Consider the following 12,926-nt stretch of genomic DNA (forward strand, 5'->3'; position numbering starts at 1 on the left):
CCCAGCGAGTCGACACTGGTTCCGGGTGTCGACCCGCTGGGGCTTGAATAATTCTATTAGCCGGCTTTTCTACCGATATATCGCCCCGCCGGGGTTGGCTGCGGAGGTGTCATCGGCGGCTGTTGAACCGATGAGGGCTGCTTGCATAACTACGGCCATTCAGGAAGCCTTTGGTTACTTCTTGGCAAGTACGCTGGGGTTGAGGACCTGCTCAAGCGGGCCTATTGTCAACAAGTCAGCAATAGTGGCTTCTATACATTGCCGGGTCAGTTCTCGCACGAATAAATCGGGCGGGCGTTGGTACAGGCCGCCCAGGTTTTCACCCTGTGCTATGTCTAACTGAATGACAGTCTGTAGAAACTGATAAGTCCAGACATTGATGCCATACTGCCGGCCATCAGGAAGGGTTACATGAATGTTACAAGCCTCATTTGCTTTTTCCCAATCACCACCCGTTACAAACGTTTCTGTATCCGGGGCCCACTTGATGGAATAATCAACGTGCTCGAATTCGAGCCAGAGCGTGAATGCCTGCATATCCGAACATCTCAAAATGTATACAAAACGGCTACCGCTTGTCCACTTCCTCCAGCACCGTGAAGTATAGGCTGGGCTGCATGGCCTGAATCGTCCAGACGGCCTGGCTGTTCTCCCGTTCCACCATCACCTGCTTTTTGTCGCGGCGCACCGGAATCGAGAAGTATTTGTCCCAGGGGTCCGTTTTCTCGCTTTGCAGCCACTGAATGGTGGCCACCACGGGCTGGGCTTCCAGCCGGATATCGTAGCTGCTCACGTCCAGCTGAACCCAACCCCGCTGCTTGTTGGTAGTGGTTAGCTGGATGTCCTGGGCCAGCAGGGCCCGGCCGGGGCGGCCATTTTCCAGCGTGTACAGGTTCAGGCGGAAGCGCAGGTGCTCGTAGGTATTCGTGGACAGGTACACGTGTAGGGCATCGAGGTAGGCGGGGCGCTTGGGCGTGAGCACCGTGCCCAGTTCCCAGCCCCACTCATCATCCACAGTTTCCTTGCCCGAGGAACCGGCCGTCCAGAGCACCTCGCCGGTGGGTTGGGTACGGCCGATTTGCCCGGCTTTCACCCGGCGGCGCTGCACTACCACGTCGGGCAGGGCCTGTTCCAGCGGCACCAGCGTAAATTCCCGCTGCCCGTTCAGCAAGGCCTGCGGCGACACGGCCGCCCGGAAAAAGCCCACGCTGGTAATGACCAGGGAATCGGTGGGGGCAGCCGGAAACCGCAGAATATAGCGGCCCTGCTCATCGGCCACGGTGCCGATGTTGCGGCCTACAATACCCAGGGTGGCAAATGGGATGGGCTGGTCGGTGCGGGCATTGCGTACCTGCCCTTCGAGGGTAAAGGCCTGCGCGTACAAACAATAGGAGGATAGGCAGAGCAGCCAGCTCAACAACAGCCGACGAATAGACACGGGCAGAACTACGGAAAGGAGGGTTGGGCCGCGAAATAACACGGTTTTTCGTCGGGAGTTGCCCTATCGGGTAGCTTTCTTTTCGGGGGCTTCCGGCAGTGCCTTGGCTGGTAGCGGTAAGCTGAGCGGGTGCCGTTGGAGTCGGATGTAGCCCGGACTTGGGCTGCTAGCGTTTTTGGGGCCTTTTGCGTACCTTCGCCCTCGGAAAAAACCGCCTCTAGTGAAGAACATTCGCAATTTCTGCATCATCGCCCACATCGACCACGGCAAAAGCACCCTGGCCGACCGCCTGTTGGAATTCACCAGCACCGTGGCCAAGCGCGACATGCAAGCCCAGCTGCTCGACAACATGGACCTGGAGCGGGAGCGGGGCATCACCATCAAGAGCCACGCCATTCAGATGCAGTATCAGTACAAGGGCGAGCAGTACACGCTCAACCTGATTGATACGCCCGGCCACGTCGATTTCAGCTACGAAGTATCCCGCTCCATTGCCGCCTGCGAAGGCGCGCTGCTGATTGTGGACTCCTCGCAGGGTATCGAAGCCCAGACGATTTCCAACCTGTACCTGGCCATCGGCTCCGACCTGACCATCATTCCGGTACTTAACAAAATCGACCTGCCCCACTCCATGCCGGAGGAGGTATCGGACGAAATTGTGGACCTCATCGGCTGTGAGCGGGAGGAAATTATTCCGGCCTCGGGCAAATCCGGTATCGGTATCGAAGCCATTCTGAATGCCATCTGTGAGCGGATTCCGGCCCCCCAGGGCGACCCGGACGCGCCGCTGCAGGCCCTCATTTTCGACTCCGTCTTCAACTCCTACCGCGGCATTGAGGTTCTGTTCCGCATCAAGAACGGCACCATGAAAAAGGGCGACAAGCTCCGCTTTATGGCGACCGGCAAGGAATACGGAGCCGACGAAATCGGTATCCTCGGCCTCAACCAGGAGCCCCGCCCCGAAATTTCGGCCGGCAACGTGGGCTACCTGATTTCGGGTATTAAAGAAGCCCGGGAGGTAAAAGTAGGTGACACCATCACCCACGTAGCTCGTCCCACGGCCGAAGCCATTGTGGGTTTTGAGGACGTGAAGCCGATGGTATTCGCCGGTATTTATCCGGTAGATACCACTGAGTATGAAGAGCTTCGTTCGTGCATGGAGAAGCTGCAGTTGAACGACGCCTCGCTGGTGTGGGAGCCCGAAACCTCAGTGGCCCTGGGCTTCGGTTTCCGCTGCGGCTTCTTGGGCATGCTGCATATGGAAATCGTGCAGGAACGCCTGGAGCGGGAGTTCAACATGACGGTGATTACCACCGTGCCCTCGGTGCAGTTCCACGCCACCGGCACCAAAGACCAGCTGCTGACCATCAACGCGCCGAGCGAAATGCCCGAGCCGAACATGATCAAGCACATCGAGGAGCCCTACATCAAAGCCCAGATCATCACGGCGGCCGACTACGTGGGACCCATCATCACCCTGTGCATGGAGAAGCGCGGCATCATCAAAGGCCAGAGCTACCTGACCAGTGAGCGGGTGGAGCTGACGTTTGAGCTGCCATTGTCGGAAATCGTGTTCGACTTCTTTGACAAGCTGAAAACCATTTCGCGCGGCTACGCTTCGCTCGACTACGAGCTGATTGGCTTCCGCGAATCGGACATGGTGAAGCTGGACGTGATGCTGAACGGGGAGAAGGTCGATGCCCTGTCGGCCATCGTGCACCGTAGCAAGAGCTACGAGTGGGGCCGCCGCCTCTGCGAAAAGCTCCGGGAGCTGCTCCCGCGCCAGCAGTTCGAAATTGCCATTCAGGCGTCCATCGGGCAGAAAATCATTGCCCGGGAAACCGTGAAGGCCCTGCGCAAAAACGTAATTGCCAAGTGCTACGGTGGCGACATCAGCCGGAAGCGCAAGCTGCTGGAAAAGCAGAAGGAAGGCAAGAAGCGGATGCGCCAGGTGGGCTCCGTGGAAATTCCGCAAGAGGCCTTCCTGGCCGTTCTTAAAATCGATTAGTAGCGAAAACGCGGCTCCGGAAACGGGCCGCGTTTTTTGTTTCCTTACACTCTTTACCTCATTTTCTCACCTCATACACTTCTTGACACGGCGTGTACTGATTAACCACTTCAAGAACATGTCCGACACCCTTCTCAAGAACTGCACGAGCCCGGAGCAACTGGAAAAAATCATCAAAGGCCAGGAGCGCAAGTTCCGGTGGCGCGACGACTGGCCCGCTATGGAGGCCGCGTTGCAGGCTGCCGGAACCGCCGCCATTGCCGCCCACACCAACACGCAAACCCCCGATCAGAAATAACCGCAACCCAGCATGACCAACAACCCTGAAGCGACTACCTACCAACTTATCGACGGCAAACAGACGGCCGAGAACATCAAAGAGGAAATTGCCGCCGAGGTAGCCCAGCGCAAAGCCACCGGCCAGAAGACTCCGCACCTGGCCGCCATCCTGGTGGGCCACGACGGGGGCTCCGAAACCTACGTGCGCAACAAGGTACTGGCCTGCGAGCGGGTAGGGTTCGGCTCCACGCTGCTGCGCTTCGAGGACGATATTACCGAAGCTGAGCTGCTGGCCCAGGTGGACAAGCTGAACAACGACCCGGAAATTGACGGCTTCATTGTGCAGCTGCCCTTGCCTCGCCACATCGATACCAATAAGGTAATCGAAGCCGTGCGCCCCGAGAAGGACGTGGACGGTTTCCACCCCATGAACATTGGCCGCATGGTGGCTGGCTTGCCTGCGCTGCTGCCCGCTACACCTTCTGGCATTGTGGAGCTGCTGCGCCGCTACGAGCTGCCGACGGATGGCAAGCACTGCGTGGTAATTGGTCGAAGCAACATTGTGGGTACGCCGGTTAGCATACTGTTGGCTAAGAACTTAGAGCCGGGTAACTGCACGGTTACTTTATGTCACTCGCGCACTCAAAACCTGGCCGAGATTACCCGCAACGCCGATATTCTGGTGGCTGCCCTGGGCCGCCCCGAGTTTGTAACGGCCGATATGGTGAAGCCCGGTGCCGTGGTAATTGACGTGGGCACTACGCGGGTAGAGGACGCCGCCAAGAAATCGGGCTGGGCGTTGAAGGGGGATGTGAATTTTGCCGAAGTGGCCCCGCTGGCCTCCTACATCACGCCCGTTCCCGGTGGCGTCGGCCCCATGACCATTGCTATGCTGCTGCTCAATACCTTACGCGCCGCCAAAGGAGAGGTGTATGCTAAGTAAGCTGCTGCCAAGTACCACAGTGGTGCTGAAACAGACGAGAAACCAGGCTGCCTGACTCGGTGATTGGCCTTGTTTAATCCAATTAAAACCGCCTCAGGCTTTTAGATTTCAAGGCAGTGTACTACTTTTAAAGTCGGGCCGTTAGGAGAGGGGCTTGTCTGCGGAAGCGGAATCCCTGCCAACGGCCTGACTTTTTGTTGTCTGAATACGATTGTTTTGCTGCACGAACTACCTGTTACGTCGGCGGCCCCGGCCCAGGGGACGGCGGCGCCCGAACTGCCCGTGATGGAGCAGTTCTACACCATCCAGGGCGAAGGATACAACACCGGCCGGGCGGCCTACTTCATTCGCCTGGGTGGTTGCGACGTGGGCTGCGTATGGTGCGACGTGAAAGAGTCGTGGCCTATGGATGCGCACCCGCGTCAGGCTATTCCGCGCTTAGTAGCGGCCGTTACGGAGCACCCTGGTCGTAATGTGGTTATCACCGGCGGCGAGCCGCTGATGCATAACCTTGGCCCCCTCACGGCGGCTTTGCACGAAGCCGGCTGTCAGAACTGGATTGAAACCAGCGGGGCGTATCCTCTTAGCGGCTCCTGGGATTGGATTTGCGTGTCGCCCAAGAAGTTTAAGGCCCCGTTACCCGAGGTGCTGGCAGCGGCCCACGAACTTAAGATTATTGTTTTCAATAAAAGCGACTTCGCCTGGGCTGAGCAGCATGCCGCCATGGTTGGGCCAACTTGCCGCCTGTATCTGCAGCCGGAGTGGAGTAAATCGGCCGACATGATGCCGCTGATTGTGGAGTATGTAAAAAGCAACCCACAGTGGCAGGTTTCGTTGCAGACGCACAAGTTTCTCGATATTCCGTAGCCGTTCTACTTCTCCCACCTATGCGCCGTTCGTTTGTTGTACCGGTAGTTTTGTTGTTTGCCGTGGGCGGGTTAGTACCGTTGTCGGCGGCGGCTCAGGCCCAACTTGGCACCACCAACACGAAAGCCCGCAACCTCTGGGATAAGGCCCAGCAGCAAGCCAAGGCCCGGGACTTTACTAAGGCCATCGAAACGCTGGGTCAACTCAATCAGAAGTTTCCCTCGCTGGGGGAGCCGTACGTGCTGAAAGGCTCCCTGCTGAAAGCTATGGGCGAGAATCAGTTGGCTTTCGAATCCTATCGGGACGGGCTAACCAAGCTCCCGGTGGAGGCGGCCCGTGCCAACGACTACTTCACGCTGGGTGAGTTGGCCATGACCTTTGGAGAATACCAGACGGCGGCCGATAGTTATCGGAAGTACCTGAAAACAGCCGCCAAGAACCAGCGCAACGCTCCCCGGGCGCAACGTCAACTGCTCAACTGTGAGTTTGCCCAGAAAGCCATGGCCAAGCCCACGGGCATCCAGCCTGAGCCCTTGCCGCAGCCGCTTAATACCTTCCGGTTTCAGTATTTTCCGGTGCTCACCGCCGACAGCCGTTTCCTGCTGTATACGGGGCGGCCCACGGCCGAAAGCGGGGAGGACCTGTTCGTAAGCCGACAGAACAAAGACGGAACGATGGGGGAACCGGTATCTATTTCTCCGGCCATCAACACTTCGTATAACGAGGGAGCCGGGGCTATATCCGGGGATGGCAAAACCTTGGTGTTTGCCTCCTGTGACCGGCCCAGTTCGGTGGGCAACTGCGACCTGTACATCTCGCGCCGCACCGGCAACACGTGGAGCAAACCCCAGAACCTGGGCCGCAACGTAAACTCGCCGGAGTGGGACTCGCAACCGTCGCTCTCGGCCGATGGGCGCACGTTGTATTTCACCAGTACCCGACGTGGGGGCAAGGGCCAGGAAGACATCTACATGACCACTCAGGATGTGGCGGGGAACTGGACGCCCGCCCGCAACCTGGGGGCGCCGGTAAACACCAGCGGCAAAGATATGGCCCCCTTCATCCACGCCAGCGGTACCACGCTGTATTACGTCACCGACGGGCTGGTGGGTATGGGGGGACTGGATGTGTACCGCTGCGAGCAGCTGGCCGCTGATAAGTGGAGCATTCCACAGAATCTGGGGTACCCACTCAACACGTACGAGAATGAAGCCTCTTTGTATATCACCTCTGACAACCGCCGGGGCTTCTGCTCCCGGTCCAAAGCCACGGTTTCGGGGGTGAAGCAGGAGCGGGACCGGCCCGTAGAGCTGTTTGGCTTTGAAGTGCCCAAGGAAGTACGCGCCCGGGAAACCAGTACCTACACTCAGGGGCGCGTCTTCGATGCTTTTACTAAGAAGCCCATCCGGGCCGATGTGCAGCTCTACGACCTCAACACGGATGAGCTGGTGCAGTATGTGGGCTCCGACGCCGAGAATGGAGAGTACACTGTGGTGCTGAATGAAGGCCGGCAGTACGCCATGTATGCTTCCGCCGATAAGTATCTCATGCGCAGCCTCAGCTTTGACTACAGCGACAAGCGCAGCTTCGACCCGCTCACGCTGGATATCTACCTGGAGCCGGTACGCTCCGGCCGCAGCATCGTGCTCAATAACCTGTTTTTCGACTCCAAGGAATTCGCTCTGAAACCCAAGTCGCGCACGGAACTGAACCGGCTGGTGAGCTTCATGAAGCAATACCCCGATATACTGGTGGAAATTTCGGGCCACACTGATGACGTCGGTTCTGATGATGACAACCTCGTGCTTTCTCAGAACCGGGCCAAATCGGTTTATACTTATCTGATCAGCCAAGGGGTAAAGGCCCAGCGTCTGCGCTTTAAAGGCTACGGCGAGACCAAGCCTATTAACCCCAATGATACCGATGAGCACCGGCAGCAAAACCGGCGTATCGAGCTTCGAATTCTCTAACCTGCTCCGTCAGTCCACATGGAAAGGCCCTGTCCGCAAACCGCAGACAGGGCCTTTTTTTAGGTCCTTACTGGACCATTAGTTTGCATAAGCAATTGACTGCCAGAACGTTGTGTAGGCGGTTTTTGAAAAATAAATCAAAAAAATTATAATAAATCTTTGTATTATTAAATAATAGAGTTTATGTTTGATCATCCTCACCTCCCCTACCGGGGGCGGTTAGTCCGGAGCTGCTCGCTGAACGCAGTAGTTGGCCCGGCACTGGATCAAGCAAAAACACTCATTCATCATACACTTAAAACCTCCTGACCACCGTGAAAAAAATTACGCTTTTCATTGCCCTCGCCCTCGGTTTACAGGGCGTGAGCCTGGCCGATGAGCGGGGCACCGGCCTGCAGGCCCGGGCTACGGCCCTGACGCGCTCCATTGCTGAGAAAGCCCGCCTCGATGAAGGCCAGTTCGTGCGAGTGAAACAGCTCAACATTCGGATGCTCACCGAAATGGAGGACCTGCAGACCCGCTTTGCTGCCGACCCCGCTTTGCTGGACCAGCGCTTGGCTGCAGCCCAGCTTCAGTATGAAACTGCCCTGACGGCGCTGTTGCGTCCCGCCCAGCTGGCTCTATTCCAGCAGAACCGGGCCAACATGACGGCACTGGGGCAGCACTAACCCATTCCAACTTCCCATCACTCTACTCCCAAATCCATGAAAAAGCTGACGATTACTTTGCTGCTGGCAGTCCTGACGTTGGCCTCGCAGCGGCTGCTCGCCGACCCGGGCAACGGTAACCGGGACTTGCAGACCCGTGCTTCGGCCATGACCCGCTCGCTGGCTGGGCAGGTTCACCTCAATGAAGGTCAGTACGTCCAGGTAAAGGCCCTGAACCTGCGGTTATTGCAGGAAATGCTGGCTGCCAGGGCCGTATTTGTGCACGATTCGGAAATGCAAAACCAAGCCATTGCCGATGCCCAGCAGCAATATGACTACGAATTGGCAGGGCTGTTGCAGCCCGCACAACTAGCTCTCTACCAGCAGAACCGGGCCAGTCGTACGGCCCTCAACGCCGGCCACTAGAAAAACAGCCCGGGTTTCGTAAGCGAAACCCGGGCTGTTTTTAGTTTAAATATTTTATTGTTTTAATTATATAAATCAGTATTTTCAGCTATCCGTTCTATGCCACTACTTCACATTTCACTTCAAACCCAGCCCACCACCGTCATGAAAAACGTATTCGCCTTCTTCGCCTTCTGCACCTTGGTATCCATTGGTTTCAGCGCACCGGCCACCGCTGGTGATGGTACCACCAAAACGTCCACCCGAGCCACAGAAATGACCCGGCGCATTGCCGAGCATACCCGCCTCACCGAAGGCCAGTACGTGAAGGTGCGGGCCCTCAACCTGCGCCTGCTGAATGAGACGGCCGAGCTGCGTCGGCAGTTTGCGACTGATGCCACGAAGCTCGATGAGGCTATTGCTGAAATGCAGCTGCGCTACGAGTGGGATCTGGCGACCATCCTGCGGCCTCACCAAATGGTAGCTTATGACGAAATGAAATCAACGCTGACAGCAGTTAACGTTCGTTGATTGTCAAGATGTTACAGTGCTTTACTTCTGGTAAAGCTTAACCCAAAAAAAAGCCCGCATTAGCGGGCTTTTTTTTGGGTCTATATCTTTCGGCAGGATTAAGCGCGAGCATCAATGCTCACGTATTCCCGCTCGGTTTCACCAGTGTAGATCTGACGCGGACGGCCGATGGGCTCTTTGTTTTCGCGCATCTCTTTCCACTGGGCAATCCAGCCGGGGAGACGGCCCAGGGCGAACATCACCGTGAACATCTCAGTAGGAATGCCCAGGGCTTTGTAGATGATACCCGAGTAGAAGTCCACGTTCGGGTACAGCTTGCGCTCAATGAAGTACGAATCGGTGAGGGCGGCTTGCTCCAGCTCCTGCGCAATCTTCAGCAGGGGGCTGTCCTCCAGGCCCAGGGCGGTCAGCACTTCGTCGGCGGCCTTCTTGATGATTTTGGCGCGGGGGTCGAAGTTCTTGTACACCCGGTGACCGAAGCCCATCAGGCGGAACGAGTCGTTCTTATCCTTGGCCTTGGCAATAAACTTGCTGGTATCGCCACCGTCCCGCTCAATGGCTTCCAGCATCTCAATTACCTCTTGGTTGGCACCGCCGTGCAGCGGGCCCCACAGGGCATTGATACCGGCCGAAACCGAGCCGTACAGCGACGCATTGGCCGAGCCTACCAGACGTACCGTAGAGGTGGAGCAGTTCTGCTCGTGGTCGGCGTGCAGGATGAGCAGCTTGTTAAGGGCGCTGACAACGACCGGGTTGATTTCGTACTTCTCCGTGGGGAAGCTGAACATCATGTACAGGAAGTTGGCGCAGTAGTCAAGGTCATTGCGCGGGTAGTTCAGCGGATGACCCATGTTGTTTTTGTAGGTCCAGGCCGCAATGGTAGGCATCTTCGCCAGCAGACGAATGATGTTCAGTTCCATTTCCTCGGGGCTCAGGTCCGGCGATACGCTCTGGGGGTAGAACCCGGTGAGGGCGCAGATCAGCGAGGACAGGATGGCCATGGGGTGCGTAGCCGACGGGAAACCGTCGAAAATTTTGCGCATATCCTCGTGCACCAGCGTGTGCTTGGTGATCTGGCCGGCAAAATCGTCGAGTTCCGCCTTAGTAGGCAGCTTGCCGTAAATCAGCAGGTAGGCTACTTCCAGGAAGCTGGATTTTTCGGCCAGCTGTTCAATGGGGTAGCCGCGGTAGCGCAGAATGCCTTCCTCGCCGTCCAGGAACGTAATGGCGCTTTTGGTGGCACCCGTGTTTTTGTAGCCCGAGTCGAGGGTTACGTAACCGGACTGGTCGCGCAGCTTGCCAATATCAAAGGCTTTTTCGTGCTCGGTACCTTCAATAACGGGGAGAGAGAAGGATTTCCCGTCGAGGATCAGTTCAGCAGATTCTGCCATAAAAGTGGGTTGAAGGGTGGGTTGCAGGGCGAAACTAAAGAATTACCGGTTTAGCCGGAAACCCAGTGAGAGTTTGATGCCTATACTACAACCAAGCCCGAGTTGTTGTTTGAGATAGGGAAAGCGCAAAGAAACAGCCCACCCGTTAAAAATGCGGCATGCAGCGCCAGGTTTTTGCCCGTGAGTCAGCATTTTTTCGCTGGCAACGATACCAGAGCCTTTGGCTTATTTGCCGATGCAGAACTGGGTGAAGATGCTGGTGAGCAGGTCGTCGTTGCTGATTTCACCGGTAATCTGACCGAGGGCAGCCAGAGCGTGACGAAGGTCGGCGGCCAGCAGCTCGGTGCCGGCTCCGGTGCTCAGGCCCGTCAGCACGGCGTCGAGGTGCTGGTTGGCCTGCTCCAGGCTCTGGGCGTGGCGCAGGTTGGTAACGATGGTGCTACTGCCGGTGCGGTCAAGGCCATCGAGGCGGGCCCGGTGCAGTAGCTCCTGCCGCAACTCGTCGAGGCCGTCGCCGCGGGAGGCGGCAATGAGCACGGTGCCCGGCCGGTCCCGGAAGGCATCCAGGGCAGGGTCGGGAGCTACGTCCAGCTTGTTGCCCACAGCCAGGACTCCTACGCCAGCAGGTAGCTGCAGGGCTTCAATTTCAACTTCAAGCTCAGTAGGGGTAGTAGTCGATATATCAAATAGATATACGACCAATGCCGCCTGCTTGGCGCGCTTCAGGGTGCGCTCCACGCCAATGGCTTCCACCACATCGGAAGTATTGCGCAGGCCGGCCGTATCCACGAACCGGAACCGGATACCGTCGATGCTCACCTCATCCTCAATCAGGTCGCGGGTGGTGCCGGCCACGTCCGAGACGATGGCGCGCTCCTCGTTGAGCAGGGCGTTGAGCAGCGTACTTTTGCCGGCGTTGGGCCGGCCGGCAATAACGGTAGTAACGCCGTTCTTAATGACGTTGCCCAGCTCAAACGACCGGAGCAGGCGGCGCACCAACTGCTGTACTTCCTGCAGCAGCTGCACCAGCCCGGTGCGGTCGGCAAATTCCACGTCTTCTTCGCCAAAATCCAGCTCCAGCTCCAGCAGGGCGGCAAATTGCACCAGTCGGCCCCGCAGGTCTTTCAGCTCCTGGGAAAAGCCGCCCCGCATCTGCCGCATGGCTACTTGGTGCGAGAGGGCCGAGTCGGCGGCAATAAGGTCAGCCACGGCTTCGGCCTGGGCCAGATCGAAAGCCCCGTGCAGGAAAGCCCGTTTGGTGAATTCGCCGGCCTCGGCCAGCCGGGCCCCGCGCCGCAGCAGCAGGGCCAATACCTCCTGCACAATGTAATCGGAGCCGTGGGTGCTGATTTCCACCACATCCTCGCGGGTGTAGGAGTGCGGGCCCCGGAACAGGGATACTACTACTTCATCCAGAATCCGGTTCCCGTCGCGGATAGTGCCCACGTGCAGAGTGTGGCTGGGCTGGTCGCGCAGGCGCTTGCCGGCAAAAACCTCATCGGTCAGGCGCACTGCCTCCGGGCCCGACAGCCGGACCAAGGCAATGGCGCCGGAGCCGGGCGGGGTTGAAAGGGCAACAATGGTATCGGTGAGGGAAAGCGGAAAGGCTAGGGCCACAGGCTGCATAAATGGGTTCAGCCGCAAAGGTACGGCTAACCAAGCAGCTAGAACAGCCACGCCCATACTGCGCGTCAGGAAGCGAAGAACCGGCTTCTTGTGTCAGCCCCGGGGCCAGGCAAATTCCGGAGAGCATCCATAAGGAATGCCTTAGTCTGTGACGAGTAGGTTGCGGCTTACCTCGGCTGATATAAGATAATTCTGTTGGGTATTAATATTGATTTCAAGCGAATTATCGAATACAATCTTATCTATAACTTCAATAGTAGTGCCCAGGTTGATGCCCACTTTATCCAGGTACTGCAGGAAGGGGGCGGAGGTATTTTTGACGGCAATAACCCGGCCTTGCTCACCGGGGCGCAGGTCGGAGAGCAGGCGGTGCTGGGGGCGGTGCAGCACGCCATCGGCCGTTGGAATTGGGTCGCCGTGGGGGTCCAGCTGCGGGAAGCCCAGAAACTCATCGAGGCGGCGCACCAGCAGGTCAGAGTCGATGTGCTCCATCTGCTCGGCCACGTCGTGCACCTCATCCCAGTTAAAGCCGAAGTGCTGCACCAGGAACACTTCCCAGAGGCGGTGCTTGCGGATGGTAAGTAACGCCAGCCGCCGGCCCTCCGGCGTAAGTGTAACGCCCCGGTAGCGGGTGTAGTGCAGCAGCCCTTTCTCACCCAGCCGGCGCAGCATATCCGTCACCGAGGCGGGCCGGGTCTGCAACTCATCGGCTACGCTGTTGGTGCTGACTTCCGTGCCCGGCTGTGCTTCCGACAGCTTGTAAATGGCCTTCAGGTAGTTTTCCTCGGTGTAGCTGGGCATTCTCTTAAATTAAGAATTGT

Annotated in this window: 13 protein-coding genes; 8 read left to right on the forward strand and 5 right to left on the reverse strand. The window is 57.7% G+C overall.

Annotated features, from left to right (window positions below; genetic code table 11):
* Window positions 1-174 precede the first annotated feature (174 nt).
* Both ACN19L_RS02180 and ACN19L_RS02185 read right to left on the reverse strand, forming a co-directional pair.
* Window positions 175-537, reverse strand: coding sequence for a hypothetical protein (locus ACN19L_RS02180; RefSeq protein WP_426491916.1), 363 nt, complete (start codon window positions 535-537; stop codon window positions 175-177).
* Window positions 538-568: 31 nt separating this feature from the next.
* Window positions 569-1,438 (reverse strand): carboxypeptidase-like regulatory domain-containing protein, encoded by an 870-nt coding sequence (locus ACN19L_RS02185; protein ID WP_426491917.1) that lies wholly within the window; start codon window positions 1,436-1,438, stop codon window positions 569-571.
* 220 nt (window positions 1,439-1,658) lie between these two features.
* Here ACN19L_RS02185 and lepA point away from each other — a divergent pair, with 220 nt between their 5' ends.
* The 8 genes from lepA (at window position 1,659) to ACN19L_RS02225 (ending at window position 9,088) form a co-directional block, all read left to right on the forward strand.
* Window positions 1,659-3,446, forward strand: coding sequence for a translation elongation factor 4 (gene lepA, locus ACN19L_RS02190; protein WP_426491918.1), 1,788 nt, complete (start codon window positions 1,659-1,661; stop codon window positions 3,444-3,446).
* A gap of 118 nt (window positions 3,447-3,564) precedes the next feature.
* On the forward strand, window positions 3,565-3,744 hold the full coding sequence (locus ACN19L_RS02195) for a hypothetical protein (RefSeq protein WP_426491919.1): 180 nt from the start codon (window positions 3,565-3,567) through the stop codon (window positions 3,742-3,744).
* Window positions 3,745-3,756: 12 nt separating this feature from the next.
* Window positions 3,757-4,668, forward strand: coding sequence for a bifunctional methylenetetrahydrofolate dehydrogenase/methenyltetrahydrofolate cyclohydrolase FolD (folD, locus tag ACN19L_RS02200; protein ID WP_426491920.1), 912 nt, complete (start codon window positions 3,757-3,759; stop codon window positions 4,666-4,668).
* A 285-nt stretch (window positions 4,669-4,953) separates the two neighbouring features.
* Window positions 4,954-5,535: a 7-carboxy-7-deazaguanine synthase QueE gene (locus tag ACN19L_RS02205; RefSeq protein ID WP_426493559.1), complete on the forward strand. Its 582-nt coding sequence runs from the start codon at window positions 4,954-4,956 to the stop codon at window positions 5,533-5,535.
* Window positions 5,536-5,555: 20 nt separating this feature from the next.
* Entirely contained in the window at window positions 5,556-7,505 is a 1,950-nt protein-coding gene (locus tag ACN19L_RS02210; protein WP_426491921.1) for an OmpA family protein, read from the forward strand.
* Between the two features lie 314 nt (window positions 7,506-7,819).
* Window positions 7,820-8,173 carry a hypothetical protein gene (locus ACN19L_RS02215; RefSeq protein WP_426491922.1) on the forward strand — a complete coding sequence of 118 codons (354 nt, stop codon included), beginning with the start codon at window positions 7,820-7,822 and terminating at the stop codon, window positions 8,171-8,173.
* Between the two features lie 36 nt (window positions 8,174-8,209).
* The gene (locus ACN19L_RS02220; RefSeq protein WP_426491923.1) at window positions 8,210-8,578 is read left to right on the forward strand and encodes a hypothetical protein; all 369 of its coding nucleotides are present in this window, start codon (window positions 8,210-8,212) and stop codon (window positions 8,576-8,578) included.
* Window positions 8,579-8,722: 144 nt separating this feature from the next.
* A complete protein-coding gene (locus tag ACN19L_RS02225) occupies window positions 8,723-9,088 on the forward strand; it encodes a hypothetical protein (RefSeq protein WP_426491924.1) in 366 nt (121 codons plus the stop codon).
* A 98-nt stretch (window positions 9,089-9,186) separates the two neighbouring features.
* On the opposite strand, the gene ACN19L_RS02230 is transcribed toward ACN19L_RS02225, so the two are convergent.
* From ACN19L_RS02230 to ACN19L_RS02240, 3 genes are all read right to left on the reverse strand, one after another.
* Window positions 9,187-10,479 (reverse strand): citrate synthase, encoded by a 1,293-nt coding sequence (locus tag ACN19L_RS02230; protein WP_426491925.1) that lies wholly within the window; start codon window positions 10,477-10,479, stop codon window positions 9,187-9,189.
* 225 nt (window positions 10,480-10,704) lie between these two features.
* Window positions 10,705-12,096 (reverse strand): tRNA uridine-5-carboxymethylaminomethyl(34) synthesis GTPase MnmE, encoded by a 1,392-nt coding sequence (gene mnmE, locus ACN19L_RS02235; RefSeq protein ID WP_426491926.1) that lies wholly within the window; start codon window positions 12,094-12,096, stop codon window positions 10,705-10,707.
* A gap of 150 nt (window positions 12,097-12,246) precedes the next feature.
* Window positions 12,247-12,906 (reverse strand): metal-dependent transcriptional regulator, encoded by a 660-nt coding sequence (locus ACN19L_RS02240; protein WP_426491927.1) that lies wholly within the window; start codon window positions 12,904-12,906, stop codon window positions 12,247-12,249.
* Window positions 12,907-12,926: the final 20 nt, after the last annotated feature.

It is taken from the genome of Hymenobacter sp. 102 (assembly GCF_049949205.1).
Classification (GTDB): Bacteria; Bacteroidota; Bacteroidia; order Cytophagales; family Hymenobacteraceae; genus Hymenobacter.

Excerpts from the sequence above, each read along its gene's own strand:
- ACN19L_RS02180 (WP_426491916.1), bottom strand. The coding sequence starts at position 537 with ATGCAGGCATTCACGCTCTGGCTCGAATTCGAGCACGTTGATTATTCC.
- ACN19L_RS02195 (WP_426491919.1), top strand. The coding sequence starts at position 3,565 with ATGTCCGACACCCTTCTCAAGAACTGCACGAGCCCGGAGCAACTGGAA.
- folD (WP_426491920.1), top strand. The coding sequence starts at position 3,757 with ATGACCAACAACCCTGAAGCGACTACCTACCAACTTATCGACGGCAAA.
- ACN19L_RS02205 (WP_426493559.1), top strand. The coding sequence starts at position 4,954 with ATGGAGCAGTTCTACACCATCCAGGGCGAAGGATACAACACCGGCCGG.
- ACN19L_RS02210 (WP_426491921.1), top strand. The coding sequence starts at position 5,556 with ATGCGCCGTTCGTTTGTTGTACCGGTAGTTTTGTTGTTTGCCGTGGGC.
- ACN19L_RS02220 (WP_426491923.1), top strand. The coding sequence starts at position 8,210 with ATGAAAAAGCTGACGATTACTTTGCTGCTGGCAGTCCTGACGTTGGCC.
- ACN19L_RS02225 (WP_426491924.1), top strand. The coding sequence starts at position 8,723 with ATGAAAAACGTATTCGCCTTCTTCGCCTTCTGCACCTTGGTATCCATT.
- ACN19L_RS02230 (WP_426491925.1), bottom strand. The coding sequence starts at position 10,479 with ATGGCAGAATCTGCTGAACTGATCCTCGACGGGAAATCCTTCTCTCTC.
- ACN19L_RS02240 (WP_426491927.1), bottom strand. The coding sequence starts at position 12,906 with ATGCCCAGCTACACCGAGGAAAACTACCTGAAGGCCATTTACAAGCTG.